Raw genomic sequence first — 15,643 nt, 5'->3', positions numbered from 1 at the left:
GCGGGCCGGGGCGGCTCGCATAAGGATCGGGCATGTCTGCAAAACGGCAATTACGTCTTGGCACTATATTACATGGCGCATCGGGAAATATGTCCGCGTGGCGTCATCCGGCAGCAACGGCGGATGCCAGTATTAATTTTGAATTCGTCAAACAAACCGCGTTAAAAGCCGAAGAGGGAAAGCTGGACTTTTTATTTGTCGCCGACGGCTTATATATTAATGAAAAATCCATCCCGCATTTTTTAAATCGCTTCGAGCCGCTCACCGTATTATCCGCGCTGGCAAGCCTGACCCAAAATCTTGGGCTGGTGGGAACGTTATCGACCTCCTACAGCGATCCTTTTACCACGGCCAGGCAGTTTGCCAGCCTGGACCACCTGAGTAACGGGCGCGCTGGCTGGAACGTTGTGACCTCGCCGCTTGAAGGCTCGGCAAAGAATTTTTCCCGGGAGAAGCACCCGGAACACGCTCTGCGCTACCGAATTGCTGATGAATATCTCGACGTGGTGAAAGGCCTGTGGGACTCCTGGGAAGAAGATGCCTTTGTTCGCAACAAAGAGAGCGGCCAGTTTTTTGACGCCGAAAAACTTCATGCCCTGAACCACCGGGGAGACTTTTTCCAGGTTGCAGGCCCGCTAAATATCGGCCGCACTCCGCAGGCCAGGCCGATTATCTTCCAGGCTGGAGCCTCCGATGACGGTAAAAAACTGGCGGCGCGACACGCCGATGCAATCTTCACTCACCATGAAAGCCTCGCGGAGGCAAAAGTCTTCTATCGGGATGTGAAAAATCAGCTGGAAGGACAGGGGCGCGAGCCTGATTCGCTGCATATTTTCCAGGGCGTCAGCGTTATTGTCGGCCAGGACGCCGATGACGTTGAGCGGCAGTATCAAACTACGGCGGCGCTGGTTTCCGTAAACGACGCGCTGAACTATCTCGGGCGCTATTTCGAGCACCATGATTTTAGCCAGTATCCGCTGGATGAACCCTTCCCGGACATCGGCGACCTGGGGCAAAACAGCTTCCGCAGCACAACCGATGAAATCAAACGCAACGCCCGCGAACGGGGGCTTACGCTGCGGCAGGTTGCCCTTGAAGCTGCCAGCCCGCGCCCGCGCTTTTTCGGCACGCCGGAACAGGTGGCCGACGGCCTGCAACAGTGGTTTGAAGAACAGGCTGCGGACGGTTTTATTATCCAGGGCGGCACGCCAGACACCTTCCCACGTTTTGTAGAGCAGGTCGTACCCGTTCTGCAAAAGCGCGGACTGTTCCGCACGGACTACCCCGGCAGCACGCTGCGGGAGAGCTTTGGTCTTACACAACCTAAAAATCGCTACGGCAAATAAAAAAGAGAAACCGCTATGCAGAAATCATCGCTATTACTGGCTATTGCTCTGGCCTGGGCTCCGCTTACGTGGGCAAACGACGTTACGATTAACGGCACCGGCGTGAGCGTGGAAGCTAACAAAGCGCCAGTCCATACCGCTAAGAACCCGCAGGCTATTGCCCAGCTTCCTCAAAATTACCGCTTTGCCGTGCCGGGTAAATTTACCGTGGCGGTGGCGGCGCTGAATTCCCCGCCGCTGACGGTGTTCTCCGACGACAATAAAACCCTGCTCGGCAGCGAGGTGGATATTGCCCGCCTGGTTGCGGACAGCCTTGGCCTTGAGCTTAACGTGGTGCCGACTTCGTGGGAGGACTGGCCGCTGGGCGTGGCTTCCGGGAAATATGATGCCGCGATCAGCAATATTACCGTCACCAAAGAGCGCAAAGAGAAATTCGATTTTGCCACCTACCGTAAGGACTCGCTGGGCTTCTACGTGAAGACCAACAGCCCGATTAAGTCAATTACCAACGCGCAAGAAATTGCCGGGCTGCGCATTATCGTCGGCTCCGGCACCAACCAGGAGGCGATTTTGCTGGCCTGGAATGAAGAGAACAAAAAGAAAGGCCTGAAACCGTTTACGCCGGTCTACACCAAAGACGATGCGGCGCTGACCCTTGCGCTCCAGTCCGGGCGCGCGGACGCCTGGTTTGGGCCGAATGTCACCGGAGCGTGGAAAGCGGCGTTGACGGGGAAAACGAAGCTGGTGGGCAGTGTGGACGGCGGCTGGCCGAAAGCCGCGCATATCGCCGTGACCCTGAAAAAAGGCGGCGGCCTGGTGGAAGCGGTGCAGACGTCGCTCAACGGCGCAATTAAAAACGGCGATTACGACAAAGTGCTTAATCGCTGGGGCGAGGGCGTGGAACGTATTCCCGCTTCGGAAATTAACCCAGCCGGTTTAGGCGACTGAGGAGGTCACGATGAGCGAACATTTTCGTGTTTTATCGCCGGAGGCGCCGGAGCTCCAGCCGATAATCAGCGGCCTGTTCGGGGAGTACGCCGCCCGCTATGGGGATTACTTTTCGCGCGATGCGGAGGTGGAGCTAACCGAGTGGTATCTGCCGCCGCAGGGGATATTTGTCGTCCTTGAGCGTGATGGAGAAATCATCGCTACCGGAGCCTATAAACCCTATGACGAACAGACGGCGGAAATTAAGCGCATCTGGACCAAAGGCACGCTGCGCAAGCAGGGGCTGGCGGGGCGAGTCGTGCGCGAGCTAGAGCGGCTGGCTCTGCTTGCGGGCTATAGCCGTATCTATCTGACGACTGGCTTCCGCCAGCCCGAGGCCGTCAGGCTCTATCTCAGCGAAGGATATGAAGCGCAATTTGACCTGCAACGCGACCCGGAAGAGTTCAGCCAGCCTCCTTACGACGGGCGGCTGCGTTTCACCAAAATATTGTCACTGCAAAGCCTGAGTAAGACGGCCTGAGGAGAAACGATGAAAACTTCTGAAACCATTAAGGTGGTGCCCGCGCGCTACCCCCTGCGTGCCGTCGGCGCGGTGATTGCTCTGTTTGTGCTGGCGGTGGTGGTGCAGTCCGTGGCGTTTAATCCGCGCTGGGAGTGGTCGGTATTCGCCCGCTGGTTCTTTGACCCCGTTATTCTCGAGGGGCTGGGGCAGACCTTGTTGCTTACCCTGCTGGGAACGGCCCTGAGCGTGGTCATTGGCGGCCTGCTGGCGCTGGCGAGGCTCTCGTCTTCCTGGCTGCTCAGTAGCCTGGCCTGGGGCTACATCTGGCTGTTCCGCTCGCTGCCGCTGATAGTCGTGCTTATCGTTCTATATAACTTTTCTTACCTGTACGACACGCTCTCGCTCGGCGTGCCTTTTACCGGCATCACCTGGGCAAGCTACGAAACTATCAACGTGCTGGGGCAGTTTTCCACCGCCGTCGTGGGCCTGACGCTGGTGCAGAGCGCCTACACGGCGGAGATTGTGCGCGGAGGTTTTCTCGGCGTGGATCACGGGCAGTATGAAGCTGCCGCCGCTCTGGGGCTACCCGCCTGGCGGCGCACCGTGCGCATCATTCTTCCCCAGGCGCTGAGAACCATTCTTCCGGCGGGTTTTAATGAAATCATCAGCCTCGCGAAAGGCACGGCGATGGTATATGTCCTGGCGATGCCGGAGCTGTTTTATACCATCCAGATGATCTACAACCGCACCCAGCAGGTGATCCCGCTGCTGATGGTCGGGGCGGTCTGGTATCTGGTCATTACCAGCGTGCTGTCGATTATCCAGCACCTGGTCGAACGCTCTCTGGCGCGCAGCGAACGCCGCTCCGCGATTAATCAGGCTCGTTCCTCAACCCGCAACGTCGCCGTTACCCCGCCAGCCACAACCCAGGAGCCGATTCATGCCAACCTCTCATAGCGGCCATATCTCGATTACCGGGGTCAGCAAATACTTTGGCCGCCATAAAGCTCTGGACGAAGTCTCGCTGGAGATCCCGCCCGGTACGGTGACGGTTATTCTCGGGCCGTCCGGCTCCGGCAAGTCCACGTTGCTGCGGGCAATTAACCACCTTGAACGCGTGGATGAAGGCTTTATTCAAATTGACGGGGACTACATTGGCTACCGCCTGAAGGGCGACAAGCTGTATGAGCTGAAAGAGAAAGAGATCCTGCGCCAGCGGGTGAACGTCGGCTATGTGTTCCAGAATTTCAACCTGTTCCCGCATCTCACGGTGCTGGAAAACCTGATTGAGGCACCCATCGCCCATAAGCAGCTCAGCCGTAAAGAAGCGGTTGAGCGGGCATATGACCTGCTGGATGTGGTCGGCCTGCGCAATAAGGCCGACGCCTGGTCGCGGCATTTGTCGGGCGGGCAGCAGCAGCGTATCGCTATTGCCCGTGCTCTGGCGCTCAGCCCGCGCGTGATGCTGTTCGATGAACCCACTTCTGCCCTGGACCCGGAACTGGTAGGCGAAGTGCTGGACGTGATTAAGAAACTGGCGCGTTCGGGCACCACGCTGGTGGTTGTGACGCACGAAATCGGCTTTGCCCGTGAAGTGGCAGACCAGGTGGTCTTTATGGTGGATGGCAAAATTGTCGAGCAGGGAAGCAGCGATGAGGTTCTCAATTATCCGCAGCATCCGCGTACCCGGCAGTTTTTATCGAAGGTGCTGTGAAATGAAATATGGATTACTGGCTTTGATGATTTATGCCTCGACCTCCACGGCGCAGGGCGGTCTTGACCTGGCAGCAAATGAAAAACCGCTCCCGACAACGCGGGACGAGCAGGCGATAAGCAAAATCCCCACCGGCTATAAATTCATTGAGCCGGGCACGCTGACGGTGGCTATCTCGGCGCTCAATTCGCCGCCGCTTGCGTTGCTGGTAAGCGATAACCGGACGCGTATCGGCAGTGACCCGGATATCGCTCGCCTGCTGGCGGGCAGCCTTGGGCTGAAGCTAAAGCTGGTCCCCACGGCATGGGAAGACTGGCCGCTGGGCATCAGCTCCGGGCGTTATGACGTGGCGCTGGTGAATATTGCGGTGACCGAACAGCGTAAAGAAAAGTTCGATTTTGCCACTTATCGCGTGGATTCGCTGGCGTTCTCGGTGAAGTCCGGCAGCCCGATAAAGGCCGTCAGCAAGGCGGAAGATCTCGCCGGGCGCAGGGTGATAGTAGGCTCCGGCACCAACCAGGAGCGTATTTTACTGGGCTGGAATGCTGAAAACGAAAAGGCGGGCCGCGAGCCTGCGCAGCCGGTGTATCTCACCGACGATGCTTCGGGCAATCTCTATATTCAGTCCGGCCGGGCAGACGTCTTCTTTGGCCCGCAGTCCGTTGCCTCTTATAAAGCGGCGCTTAACGGCACCACGCGGGTTGTGGGGCTTGGGCCGAAAAAGGCCTACGTCGCGACCACGACGAAAAAGGGCAACGGCTTAGTGTTTGCGCTACAGGCGGCGCTGGATGGGGCAATTAAACGGGGCGAATATCAGCAGGTGCTGGCGAGATGGGGGGAGCAGGGCGAGGCAGTGGCCGAATCGGAGGTCAACCCGCCCGGCATAACGTACTAAAAAAATGGCCCGATGAACGGGCCATTTTTATTTAGCGAGGGGCAACGGTGATGTTGTTGCCGCTGCCGGAGATAGCTACGCGCTGGCCCACGGAGTAGCGGGTGTCGCCTTGTTTCTGCACGGCAATAATGGTCTGGCCGTCATCTTTACGGATTTCCAGCTCAACACCTTTACTGTTGCTCATTGCGCCGCCAACGGCATCACCCGCCAGGCCACCGGCTACTGCGCCGCCTGCGGTTGCCAGAGTACGTCCGGTACCGCCGCCAACGGTGTTACCCAGCAGGCCGCCGAGTACCGCGCCGCCGATAGCGCCGATGGTGCTGCTGCCTTCGCTGCCTTTAATGGTGACCGCGCGAACGTGGGTAATGGTACCGTAGGTCACGGTTCTTACCTGTTTAGCTTCGGATGCATTATAAACATCGCCGGACAGCGATTCATTGGCGCAGCCAGCCAGCGTCAGACTTACCAGTGAAATAGCCAGAATACGTGAAATCATTTATACCTCTCCTGTGTACCCATCAACGCTCAGTGAGCATCCGTTATGGCTAAATTATATGGCAATTCCTCGCCACAGTTCATATTTGTTCGACAACAATCTTGTAAAAATAGTAAACCAGCCGCCTTTAACAATGGCTAAACCGCTGTATTGAAGTGAATTTGCATTAAGTCACCCCGTTTTTGTTGCGCTTCGTTACACAGATTATTAATAAAATATATTAATAAATCATAGCATTGCGTGCTAGTTTATCGACGTCAAGTTACAGTCCCCGGTAACAATAAGGAGTGTTGGATGAAGTCAGGTCGCTATATTGGCGTAATGTCAGGAACCAGCCTGGACGGCATCGATGTGGTGCTTGCCGCTATCGATGAGCATCTGGTTGCCCAGCAGGCGAGTTACAGCCACCCGATGCCGCTGGCCATCAAAAACGCCGTTCTTGCCGTTTGCCAGGGGCAGCAGCTTACGCTTTCTCAACTGGGTCAATTGGACAATCGCTTAGGAAAATTGTTCGCCGAGGCGGTGCAAATTCTGATGGAGCGTGAAGGGCTGCGGCCCGAAGACGTCACCGCCATTGGCTGCCACGGGCAAACTGTGTGGCACGAACCGCAGGGCGAGGCCGCCCACACCATGCAAATTGGCGATAACAATCAAATCGCCGCGCTGACCGGCGTTACCGTAGTAGGCGACTTCCGCCGTCGCGATATGGCGCTCGGTGGGCAGGGCGCGCCTCTGGTGCCTGCATTCCATCAGGCGCTGCTGGCGCATCCGGTGGAAAGACGCATGGTGCTGAACATCGGCGGTATCGCCAATCTTTCTTTGCTGATCCCCGGCCAGCCGGTCAGGGGCTATGATACCGGGCCGGGCAATATGCTGATGGACGCGTGGATCTGGCGTCAAAAAGGCAAAGGCTACGATAAAGACGCGCAGTGGGCGAACAGCGGCAAAGTTATCATCCCCCTGTTACAGCAAATGCTGAGCGACCCTTATTTCTCCGCTCCCGCGCCGAAGAGTACCGGGCGTGAATATTTCAACTATGGCTGGCTTGAGCGCCAGCTGGCCATGTTCCCGGCGCTGGCCGGAGAGGACGTGCAGGCTACGCTAACCGAACTGACGGCCACGACGATTGCCGAACAGGTGCTGCTGAGCGGCGGCTGCGAGCGGGTGATGGTTTGCGGCGGCGGCAGCCGTAATCCACTGCTGATGGCGCGGCTGGCGGCTCTGTTGCCGGGGATTGAAGTCACCACAACCGACGAAGCGGGCATCAGCGGCGACGATATGGAAGCTCTGGCCTTCGCCTGGCTTGCCTACCGTACTATGTCCGGCCTGCCGGGCAACCTGCCGTCGGTCACCGGCGCGTCCAGGGCGACGGTGCTCGGCGCTATCTATCCGGCAAACCCGTCGCATAATCAGAGTTAACTGAAATTATCCCGCGGGAAAAGCTTCTAAACTGAAGACGTTGAGGAGGGCGCATGCCCTCCAGGGATAAGAACGCCTTCAGGATAAAAAGATGAAAAAACTGCTTGTTGCCACGCTTCCGCTGCTGCTCGCCGGCTGTAGCTACTACAACGCCTTCCTTGAAAAAATGCATACCGACACGCTGGCCTACCAGTGCGACGAAAAGCCGCTGACCGTGAAGCTCAATAACGACAAACAGCAGGTAAGCTTCGTCTATGACAATCAGCTGCTGACCTTGACTCAGGGGCTTTCCGCCTCCGGGGCGCGTTATACCGACGGCGTGTATGTGTTCTGGTCTAAGGGCGATGACGCGACCGTCTACCGCAAAGACAATATCGTGCTGAATAATTGCCATATACAGACCGCCAAACGTTGAGATTTATCAGGGTGGAGAGCACAATAGCTCCACCCGAGGATAGCCTGACGTAACGCCATGTCTGATAACGATTCTTTGCAACAAATTGCCCATCTGCGCCGCGAATATACCCAGGGCGGCCTGCGCCGTCGTGACCTTACCGACACGCCGCTGCCGCTGTTTGAACGCTGGCTGGCGCAGGCCTGCGAGGCAAAACTCGCCGATCCTACCGCGATGGTCGTCGCCACGGTTGATGAAAACGGCCAGCCATATCAGCGCATCGTGTTGCTGAAGCATTTCGATGAGAGAGGGCTGGTGTTTTATACCAACCTCGGCTCGCGCAAGGCTCACCATCTCGAAACCAACCCGCGTATAAGCCTGCACTTCCCCTGGCATATGCTGGACCGGCAGGTGATGGTACAGGGCACCGCCGAACGTCTTTCTACGCTGGAAGTGATGAAATACTTCCACAGCCGCCCGAAGGACAGCCAGATAGGCGCCTGGGTGTCGAAGCAGTCGAGCCGTATTTCGGCGCGCGGCGTGCTTGAAAGCAAATTCCTCGAACTGAAGCAAAAATTCCAGCAGGGCGAAGTGCCGCTCCCGAGCTTCTGGGGCGGATATCGCGTAAGTATTGAGCAAATGGAATTTTGGCAGGGCGGCGAACACCGTCTGCACGACCGTTTCCTTTATCAACGCGAAGGAACTGCCTGGAAAATAGACCGTCTCGCCCCGTAAGGTCAGGATTTTCATGTTAAGCGCTGGTACTACGCGTGCCGGCGCTTTATTCTATACGCCCCAAAAAGTATTACTTTCGCCAGTGGGCGAAAAGCCGTGTACCGGCCAAGGTGCAGTCGTATAGAGATGGAGAATTTGATGGCGAACATCAATTTGATAAAACAATTGCAAGAGCGGGGCTTAGTTGCCCAGGTGACGGATGAGGAAGCGTTAGCAGAGCGACTGGCGCAAGGGCCAATTGCACTCTATTGCGGCTTCGATCCTACCGCCGACAGCTTGCATTTGGGCCATCTGGTTCCGCTGCTGTGCCTGAAACGTTTTCAGGAAGCAGGCCATAAACCGGTTGCGCTGGTGGGTGGTGCAACGGGCCTTATCGGCGACCCAAGTTTTAAAGCGGTTGAGCGTAAGCTGAATACCGAAGACACCGTGCAGGAGTGGGTGGAAAAAATCCGCCGCCAGGTTGCACCGTTCCTCGACTTTGACTGCGGCGACAACTCCGCGGTAGCCGCGAACAACTATGACTGGTTCGGCAACATGAACGTGTTGACCTTCCTGCGTGATATCGGCAAGCACTTCTCCGTTAACCAGATGATTAACAAAGAAGCCGTGAAGCAGCGTCTGAACCGTGACGATGTGGGTATCTCGTTCACCGAGTTTTCCTACAACCTGCTGCAGGGCTATGACTTTGCCTGCCTGAATAAGCTGCACGGCGTCGTGCTGCAAATCGGTGGTTCTGACCAGTGGGGCAACATCACATCCGGTATCGACCTGACCCGCCGCCTGCACCAGCAGCAGGCCTTCGGCCTGACCGTGCCGCTTATCACCAAATCAGACGGCACCAAATTCGGTAAAACCGAAGGCGGCGCGGTATGGCTGGATCCGAAGAAAACCAGCCCGTACAAGTTCTACCAGTTCTGGATCAACACCGCCGATGCTGACGTCTATCGCTTCCTGAAGTTCTTCACCTTTATGGATATCGCAGAGATCAACGCTCTGGAAGAAGAAGACAAAAACAGCGGCGCGGCGCCTCGTGCCCAGTATGTGCTGGCCGAGCAGGTTACCCGCCTGGTTCACGGCGAAGAAGGCCTGACCGCGGCGAAGCGTATTACCGCCAGCCTGTTTAACGGCAACCTCAGCGACCTGAGCGAAGCGGACTTTGAACAGCTTGCCCAGGACGGCGTGCCGATGGTTGAAATCGAGCGCGGCGCGGACCTGCAACAGGCGCTGGTTGACTCCGAGCTACAGCCATCCCGTGGCCAGGCCCGTAAAACCATTGCCCAGAACGCCATTACCATTAACGGCGAAAAACAGTCTGACCCGGAATACACCTTTACCGACGGCGACATTCTGTTTAACCGTTACACCCTGCTGCGTCGCGGTAAGAAGAACTACTGCCTCGTTTGCTGGAAATAAGCTAGTCAGACCCGAAGGGCGTGGCGAAAACCACGCCCTTTATTTTTACTCTTCAAGCACAACGCCAGGCGTTTCACCCGAGTAGAAAAAATGAAAAACATCCTTGCCATTCAGTCTCATGTGGTATTTGGCCACGCCGGTAACAGCGCGGCCGAATTTCCGATGCGCCGGCTGGGCGCTAACGTCTGGCCGCTGAACACGGTGCAGTTCTCCAACCATACTCAATACGGAAAGTGGACCGGCAGCGTGATGCCAGCCAGCCACCTGAGTGAAATTGTGCAGGGCATTGCCGATATCGGTCAGCTGCAGCGCTGCGACGCGGTGCTGAGCGGCTATCTGGGATCTGCGGAGCAGGGGGAGCATATTCTTTCTATCGTCCGTCAGGTGAAAGCCGCTAACCCGAACGCCAAATATTTCTGCGATCCGGTGATGGGCCATCCTGAAAAAGGCTGCATCGTTGCGCCGGGCGTGGCCGAATTCCACACCCGCTATGCCATGCCCGCCAGCGATATCATTGCCCCAAACCTGATTGAGCTGGAAATCCTCAGCGGCCACGGCGTGAACAACGTTGAGGAAGCCGTGGCTACCGCCCGCGAGCTGATTGCTCAGGGTCCGCAAATCGTGCTGGTGAAACATCTTGCGCGCGCGGGCTACCAGCAGGATCGTTTTGAAATGCTGCTGGTCACCGCCGATGAAGCGTGGCATATCCATCGCCCGCTGGTGGATTTTGGCGAGCGCCAGCCGGTTGGCGTGGGCGACGTGACCAGCGGTCTGCTGCTGGTCAAGCTGCTACAGGGCGCAACGCTGCGCGAAGCGCTGGAGCACGTCACGGCGGCGGTGTACGACATTATGGTGGTCACCAAACGTATGGAAGAGTACGAGCTACAGCTGGTGGCGGCTCAGGACGGTATAGCCAAACCTGAGCACTACTTCACCGCGGTGAAGCTGTAAAATAAAAAACGCCCTCATTTGAGGGCGTTTTGCTATAACGGCTCCGGCGGGCGTTTAGAGGCCTTCGGCAGCCAGCGCCGCGGCAACCGCAGGCCGCGCCTTCATGTGTTCCAGATAGGCTTCAATATTGCTCAGACCAGCCAGCTCCAGCTTCAGAGCATAGGCCCAGCGCAGCACGGTAAACAGGTAGGCATCCACCACGGTAAAGCGGGAGCCCATCAGCCACTGTTTGTCTTTCAGCTCTTCATTCACGTAGTGGAATTTTTTCTCCAGCTGCTTGCGTACCACAGCCTTAAATTCTTCCGGGGTCGCCGGGTTGAACAGCGGAGAGAAGCCTTTGTGCAGCTCGGTGGCAACGTAGTTGAGCCACTCCAGAGTGTGGTAACGCGTCATGCTGCCGGTGGGAGCCAGCAGCTGGCGGTCCGGTACTTTATCGGCAAGGTACTGCACGATAGCCACGCCTTCGGTCAGCAGCGAACCATCATCCAGCAGCAGGGCGGGAACCTGGCCTTTAGGGTTAATCGCCAGGAAATCGTCACCATTTTCGGTACGTTTGCTCGCCAGGTCTACTTTGACCAGAGAGAAGTCCAGCCCAGATTCGCGCAGGATAATGTGTGGGGAAAGGGAACAGGCACCGGGCTTGAAATACAGTTTCATCACGAACTCCGTTAGGGCACTAAGTTAATCCATGTTAGTGCGGCTTCAGGTAAAAAAAAAGCCGCCAGCGTTAAAGCTGGCGGCTTACAGACCGATTTTTTTCCCGGAATGTTACGCGGTCGCGGTTTCTGAAGCTTTCTCAGCTTTGTCTTCGCTCAGCGTCATGCGGTTCAGCTTAGGCGCGGTCAGCAGCATCAGCACGGCAATCACTGCGGTGACGATACCAATCTGCATAAATACGCGGCCATAAACTTCCAGGGACAGCAGCGGGTCGGTCACGTTTTCCGGCACCGCCATCAGGCCTGCAACTTTACCGGCAATGATTGCCGCACCTGCGGTAGTCAGGAACCAACTGCCCATGATGAAGCCCATCAGACGCTGTGGAACCAGCTGCGCAACCATTGCCAGGCCCAGGCCGGAGATCATCAGCTCGCCGATGCTTTGCAGCGCGTAGCTCAGGATAAGCCAGTTAACGGAAACGATACCCGCTTCGTTAGCGAATTTAGTCCCGACCGGCAGAACCAGGAAGGCCAGGGAGCACAGCACCATACCAATAGCAAACTTGTGCGGCATCGGCAGGCGGTCGCCCATCTTGTTATAGATAGCGGCCAGAATCGGGCTACCAATCATTATCCAGAACGGGTTCAGCGCCTGGAACTGCTCGGCTTCGAAGGTGATGCCCATGATTTCATGGCCCACGTTACGAATCGCGAAGAAGTTCAGGGAGGTTGGCATCTGGCTGTACAGCACGAAGAAGACGATAGCTTCAACCATCAGGATGAAGGCCACAATCATTTTACGGCGTGCGGCACCTTTCATGGCAAAAGCTTCTTTACCGAAGATAAACACGATGCCCAGAGCGACGAGGCCCAGTACGGCGCGAGCAATGCCCTGGTTGTGCAGCAGCCAGGTTGCAACGGCGATAAGCACAACCACACCAACGATGGTGGTCAGCAGCTTACCGAAGTGAACCGGCGCGAAGTCAGGTTTAGAACCGTAGTTTTTAACCCACTTCTTGCAGAAGATGAAGTTGACCAGGGTAATCAGCATCCCGACGAAGCTCAGAGAGAACGCGGTGCTCCAGCCGTACTGCGCGGCAAGCCACGGCGTAGCCAGCATAGAGAAGAAGGAGCCGATGTTAATGGACATGTAGTACATGGTGAATGCACCGTCCAGACGCGGGTCGTCTTTATCGTAGCAGGTGGACAGCAGGGAGGAAGGGTTTGCCTTGAACAGGCCGTTACCTACCGCAATGGTCGCCATACCGATATAGACCACGCTGACGTCATGCCCGGAGTAGGCTACCAGCGCATAGCCGATGGCCAGCACGATAGTCCCGAGCATGATAACGCGCTTGGTGCCGAGCACTTTATCGCCCAGCCAGCCGCCAATCGCTACCAGGCCATAGACCAGGGCGCTAAAGGAGGAGAACAGCGTAATGGAGTCCGCTTCGGACATGCCCAGCATTTTGACCAGATAAACGGCCATGATGCCTTGCAGGCCGTAATAGCCAAAGCGCTCCCAGAGCTCAATAGAGAAAATCAGATAGAACGATTTAGGTTGCTTGAAGGCGTTAAGACTCACGCTTTCCGCTGGTTTTTTGTTTGCAGTCGACACATATACCTCTTTTTTTACATCCCGCTTTAATAAGGGGCTTGCTGTTGCAATACCGAGGCGGCATGCACTTTCTAGTTATAAGGAAGGAAAAACGGCTGGTAATGTTCACTATCCGGGTGCCTCAGGCAAGGGGTTTGCAATATTCTGTTACATATAACCCTGGGCGGATAATAAGCCTTAACCTGATTTGTTATTCAGCGTTAAATTTTACTATTCCAGGCTTTATCGATTTTTTGTCTTTTTTACAGCACAATTTTAACTATTTAGTTATATATTCTGCTTTCAAGCCTTAAAGGCAGTGATATAGACCATGTTATTTAATATACCTGGCCTATTGTATTGCTATTGATCCATTAATAGTAACGATAGCAAGCCGTTAGAGCCCGATTTATCACTATTTTTTAACCTGAAGTTATCAAAGTGATGCAGATCACAAATTTATAGAAATTTCTTATCGCAAAAAAATGATTAACCTGGTGGGCAGGTAATGCGTCGAACAAAATAAAATCATCGGCCGGTTTTAATGGCGTAAACGAATGAAATGGCGGCAATCGCCAGCAGGCCAGGGGAAAGAGCTACAGGCTCACGAGCGTGAGCCGGGGGAATCAGACTTCGACCTTCTCTTTAAACTCGCAGAGATCTTCGATGATACAGGAGCCACAGCGCGGTTTGCGGGCGATGCAGGTATAGCGGCCGTGAAGGATAAGCCAGTGGTGGCAATCAACCTTAAATTCTGCCGGAACCACCTTCAGCAGTTTTTCCTCTACCTGCTCAACGTTTTTGCCTGCGGCAAACTGGGTGCGATTGCAGACGCGGAAAATATGGGTATCCACGGCGATGGTCGGCCAGCCGAAGGCGGTGTTAAGCACCACGTTTGCTGTTTTACGCCCTACGCCCGGCAGCGCTTCAAGCGCGGCTCTGTCTTCCGGTACTTCGCCGTGATGCAGCTCCAGCAGCATACGGCAGGTTTTAATCACGTTTTCCGCCTTGCTGTTAAACAGGCCGATGGTTTTGATGTATTCCTTTACGCCGTCAACCCCCAGGGCCAGCATCGCGGCAGGCGTATTGGCTACAGGATAGAGCTTCGCGGTGGCTTTGTTCACGCTCACGTCGGTGGCCTGAGCGGAAAGCAGTACCGCAATCAGCAGCTCAAACGGGCTGCTGAAGTTAAGCTCGGTAGTGGGGTGCGGGTTGTTGTCCCTTAAACGGGTGAGGATCTCAATCCGTTTGCTGTTGTTCATGAAGCCTTCTCTGCATTCCCTTCAACGACGGCTGCGGCTTCACGCGCGCGGCGCGCCTTCATTTTTTCATCAATGAGGTATTTTAGCGCCAGCAGCATGCCGAGGCCAATAAATGCGCCCGGCGGCAGCATCGCCAGCAGGAAAGGCGTATCGGTATGGAACACTTCGATGCGTAACACCTTAGCCCAGCTTCCCAGCAGGCCGTCCGCGCCGTCGAACAGGGTGCCGTTACCGATGATTTCGCGAATTGAGCCCAGCACAAACATCGCACTGGTTGCGCCGAGGCCGGTTGCAAAGCCGTCCAGGGCGGCGTAAGGCACGCTGGCTTTTGCCGCATAGGCTTCAGCGCGGCCTACCACGATACAGTTGGTGACGATAAGCGGGATAAAAATCCCCAGCGATTGATAAAGACCAAAGGCGTAGGCGTTGATAAGCATTTGCACGATGCTCACCACCGAGGCGATTATCAGCACGTAGACCGGGATACGGATCTCAGACGGCACCCAGCGGCGCAGGGCAGAGATGGTTCCGTTAGTCAGCGTCAGCACAAGCGTTGTGGCAAGGCCAAGGCCCAGCGCGTTAGTCGCGGTGGACGTTACGGCCAGCAGCGGGCAGAGCCCCAGCAGCTGAACCAGCGCCGAGTTATTCTTCCACAGCCCGTTAACCAGGACGCGTTTAGTTTCACTCATTGTTTGTCTCCACAGGCGGGCAGTTCACCAAGCTGCTGAGGCAGCGTTTCGGCAAACAACCCTGCACGTTTAACCGCGTTGACAACGGCGCGCGGTGTAATGGTGGCTCCGGTAAACTGGGTGAACTGGCCGCCGTCCTTTTGCACCGCCCAGCTAGCGTCATCGCTGCCCTGAATACGTTTATTGGTAAAGTGGGTTATCCAGTCGCTCAGGCGCAGTTCAATTTTGTCGCCAAGGCCCGGCGTTTCGTGGTGTTCGGTTACGCGAGTGCCGAGAATGGTGCCTTTAAAATCGGCGCCAACCAGAATTTGTATCGCACCAGAATAGCCGTCCGGGGCGGTGGCTTCCATTACAACGGCAACCGGCGTATCGCCTTTACGGGCGACATAAATATGGCGAGCCCCTTTCCCGAGCGGGGAGTCCTTTACCAGCAGGCAGCTATTCTGAATATTGTTATCGTAAACATCATCCGGGATAACCTGGTCGAACAGCATTTTTTGCTGAAGCGCAGACTGCTGTGCGATGGTCGGCTTTGTCAGTTCATTCACCAGCGCGGTGAGGCCGGTAAATAGGGCGGCAAACAGCGCCAGCGCTACGCCATGCTTTTGCATTGTTTTAAACATAGC

Annotated in this window: 15 protein-coding genes and 1 pseudogene; 10 read left to right on the top strand and 6 right to left on the bottom strand. The window is 56.0% G+C overall.

Annotated features, from left to right (window positions below; genetic code table 11):
* The first annotated feature begins 32 nt into the window (after positions 1 to 32).
* The 5 genes and pseudogenes from ACG1VR_RS13350 (at position 33) to ACG1VR_RS13330 (ending at position 5,405) form a co-directional block, all read left to right on the top strand.
* Positions 33 to 2,294: pseudogene (locus tag ACG1VR_RS13350) on the top strand (NtaA/DmoA family FMN-dependent monooxygenase).
* 10 nt (positions 2,295 to 2,304) lie between these two features.
* A complete protein-coding gene (locus ACG1VR_RS13345; protein WP_016536111.1) occupies positions 2,305 to 2,814 on the top strand; it encodes a GNAT family N-acetyltransferase in 510 nt (169 codons plus the stop codon).
* Positions 2,815 to 2,823: 9 nt separating this feature from the next.
* The gene (locus ACG1VR_RS13340) at positions 2,824 to 3,753 is read left to right on the top strand and encodes an amino acid ABC transporter permease (RefSeq protein WP_395489035.1); all 930 of its coding nucleotides are present in this window, start codon (positions 2,824 to 2,826) and stop codon (positions 3,751 to 3,753) included.
* The gene (locus ACG1VR_RS13335) at positions 3,737 to 4,510 is read left to right on the top strand and encodes an amino acid ABC transporter ATP-binding protein (RefSeq protein ID WP_016536113.1); all 774 of its coding nucleotides are present in this window, start codon (positions 3,737 to 3,739) and stop codon (positions 4,508 to 4,510) included. The genes ACG1VR_RS13340 and ACG1VR_RS13335 overlap by 17 nt, the downstream gene beginning before the upstream one ends.
* A 1-nt stretch (position 4,511) precedes the next feature.
* Positions 4,512 to 5,405, top strand: coding sequence for an ABC transporter substrate-binding protein (locus tag ACG1VR_RS13330; protein WP_395489034.1), 894 nt, complete (start codon positions 4,512 to 4,514; stop codon positions 5,403 to 5,405).
* A gap of 31 nt (positions 5,406 to 5,436) precedes the next feature.
* On the opposite strand, the gene ACG1VR_RS13325 is transcribed toward ACG1VR_RS13330, so the two are convergent.
* Complete coding sequence (locus tag ACG1VR_RS13325) at positions 5,437 to 5,901, bottom strand: glycine zipper 2TM domain-containing protein (RefSeq protein WP_016536115.1); 465 nt, start codon at positions 5,899 to 5,901, stop codon at positions 5,437 to 5,439.
* 294 nt (positions 5,902 to 6,195) lie between these two features.
* On the opposite strand from ACG1VR_RS13325, the gene anmK reads away from it, so the two are divergent.
* The 5 genes from anmK to pdxY all read left to right on the top strand — a co-directional run bounded on the left by anmK (position 6,196) and on the right by pdxY (position 10,813).
* Complete coding sequence (gene anmK / locus ACG1VR_RS13320; protein ID WP_395489033.1) at positions 6,196 to 7,320, top strand: anhydro-N-acetylmuramic acid kinase; 1,125 nt, start codon at positions 6,196 to 6,198, stop codon at positions 7,318 to 7,320.
* A 91-nt stretch (positions 7,321 to 7,411) separates the two neighbouring features.
* Positions 7,412 to 7,735, top strand: a complete 324-nt coding sequence (gene mliC / locus ACG1VR_RS13315; protein WP_172570164.1) for a C-type lysozyme inhibitor — start codon at positions 7,412 to 7,414, stop codon at positions 7,733 to 7,735.
* Between the two features lie 57 nt (positions 7,736 to 7,792).
* On the top strand, positions 7,793 to 8,449 hold the full coding sequence (pdxH, locus tag ACG1VR_RS13310; protein ID WP_016536119.1) for a pyridoxamine 5'-phosphate oxidase: 657 nt from the start codon (positions 7,793 to 7,795) through the stop codon (positions 8,447 to 8,449).
* A gap of 138 nt (positions 8,450 to 8,587) precedes the next feature.
* Complete coding sequence (gene tyrS, locus ACG1VR_RS13305) at positions 8,588 to 9,862, top strand: tyrosine--tRNA ligase (protein WP_227317596.1); 1,275 nt, start codon at positions 8,588 to 8,590, stop codon at positions 9,860 to 9,862.
* A 90-nt stretch (positions 9,863 to 9,952) separates the two neighbouring features.
* Positions 9,953 to 10,813 (top strand): pyridoxal kinase PdxY, encoded by an 861-nt coding sequence (pdxY, locus tag ACG1VR_RS13300; protein WP_016536121.1) that lies wholly within the window; start codon positions 9,953 to 9,955, stop codon positions 10,811 to 10,813.
* A gap of 54 nt (positions 10,814 to 10,867) precedes the next feature.
* Here the strand turns inward: pdxY and gstA are convergent, their stop codons facing one another.
* From gstA to rsxG, 5 genes are all read right to left on the bottom strand, one after another.
* Positions 10,868 to 11,470 (bottom strand): glutathione transferase GstA, encoded by a 603-nt coding sequence (gene gstA, locus ACG1VR_RS13295; protein WP_172570163.1) that lies wholly within the window; start codon positions 11,468 to 11,470, stop codon positions 10,868 to 10,870.
* A gap of 111 nt (positions 11,471 to 11,581) precedes the next feature.
* Positions 11,582 to 13,087, bottom strand: coding sequence for a dipeptide/tripeptide permease DtpA (gene dtpA, locus ACG1VR_RS13290; protein ID WP_172570162.1), 1,506 nt, complete (start codon positions 13,085 to 13,087; stop codon positions 11,582 to 11,584).
* A 605-nt stretch (positions 13,088 to 13,692) separates the two neighbouring features.
* Positions 13,693 to 14,328, bottom strand: coding sequence for an endonuclease III (gene nth, locus ACG1VR_RS13285; protein ID WP_016536126.1), 636 nt, complete (start codon positions 14,326 to 14,328; stop codon positions 13,693 to 13,695).
* Positions 14,325 to 15,017 carry an electron transport complex subunit E gene (locus ACG1VR_RS13280; protein WP_016536127.1) on the bottom strand — a complete coding sequence of 231 codons (693 nt, stop codon included), beginning with the start codon at positions 15,015 to 15,017 and terminating at the stop codon, positions 14,325 to 14,327. The genes nth and ACG1VR_RS13280 overlap by 4 nt, the downstream gene beginning before the upstream one ends.
* Positions 15,014 to 15,640: an electron transport complex subunit RsxG gene (rsxG, locus tag ACG1VR_RS13275; RefSeq protein WP_016536128.1), complete on the bottom strand. Its 627-nt coding sequence runs from the start codon at positions 15,638 to 15,640 to the stop codon at positions 15,014 to 15,016. The genes ACG1VR_RS13280 and rsxG overlap by 4 nt, the downstream gene beginning before the upstream one ends.
* Positions 15,641 to 15,643 lie beyond the last annotated feature (3 nt).

Source organism: Cedecea davisae (genome assembly GCF_044095835.1).
Taxonomy (GTDB): domain Bacteria; phylum Pseudomonadota; class Gammaproteobacteria; order Enterobacterales; family Enterobacteriaceae; genus Cedecea; species Cedecea davisae.
This window is presented reverse-complemented; position numbering and strand designations above follow the sequence as displayed.

Excerpts from the sequence above, each read along its gene's own strand:
- mliC (WP_172570164.1), top strand. The coding sequence starts at position 7,412 with ATGAAAAAACTGCTTGTTGCCACGCTTCCGCTGCTGCTCGCCGGCTGT.
- ACG1VR_RS13330 (WP_395489034.1), top strand. The coding sequence starts at position 4,512 with ATGAAATATGGATTACTGGCTTTGATGATTTATGCCTCGACCTCCACG.
- pdxY (WP_016536121.1), top strand. The coding sequence starts at position 9,953 with ATGAAAAACATCCTTGCCATTCAGTCTCATGTGGTATTTGGCCACGCC.
- ACG1VR_RS13325 (WP_016536115.1), bottom strand. The coding sequence starts at position 5,901 with ATGATTTCACGTATTCTGGCTATTTCACTGGTAAGTCTGACGCTGGCT.
- ACG1VR_RS13340 (WP_395489035.1), top strand. The coding sequence starts at position 2,824 with ATGAAAACTTCTGAAACCATTAAGGTGGTGCCCGCGCGCTACCCCCTG.
- nth (WP_016536126.1), bottom strand. The coding sequence starts at position 14,328 with ATGAACAACAGCAAACGGATTGAGATCCTCACCCGTTTAAGGGACAAC.
- ACG1VR_RS13280 (WP_016536127.1), bottom strand. The coding sequence starts at position 15,017 with ATGAGTGAAACTAAACGCGTCCTGGTTAACGGGCTGTGGAAGAATAAC.
- anmK (WP_395489033.1), top strand. The coding sequence starts at position 6,196 with ATGAAGTCAGGTCGCTATATTGGCGTAATGTCAGGAACCAGCCTGGAC.
- ACG1VR_RS13345 (WP_016536111.1), top strand. The coding sequence starts at position 2,305 with ATGAGCGAACATTTTCGTGTTTTATCGCCGGAGGCGCCGGAGCTCCAG.
- gstA (WP_172570163.1), bottom strand. The coding sequence starts at position 11,470 with ATGAAACTGTATTTCAAGCCCGGTGCCTGTTCCCTTTCCCCACACATT.
- pdxH (WP_016536119.1), top strand. The coding sequence starts at position 7,793 with ATGTCTGATAACGATTCTTTGCAACAAATTGCCCATCTGCGCCGCGAA.
- ACG1VR_RS13335 (WP_016536113.1), top strand. The coding sequence starts at position 3,737 with ATGCCAACCTCTCATAGCGGCCATATCTCGATTACCGGGGTCAGCAAA.
- rsxG (WP_016536128.1), bottom strand. The coding sequence starts at position 15,640 with ATGTTTAAAACAATGCAAAAGCATGGCGTAGCGCTGGCGCTGTTTGCC.
- tyrS (WP_227317596.1), top strand. The coding sequence starts at position 8,588 with ATGGCGAACATCAATTTGATAAAACAATTGCAAGAGCGGGGCTTAGTT.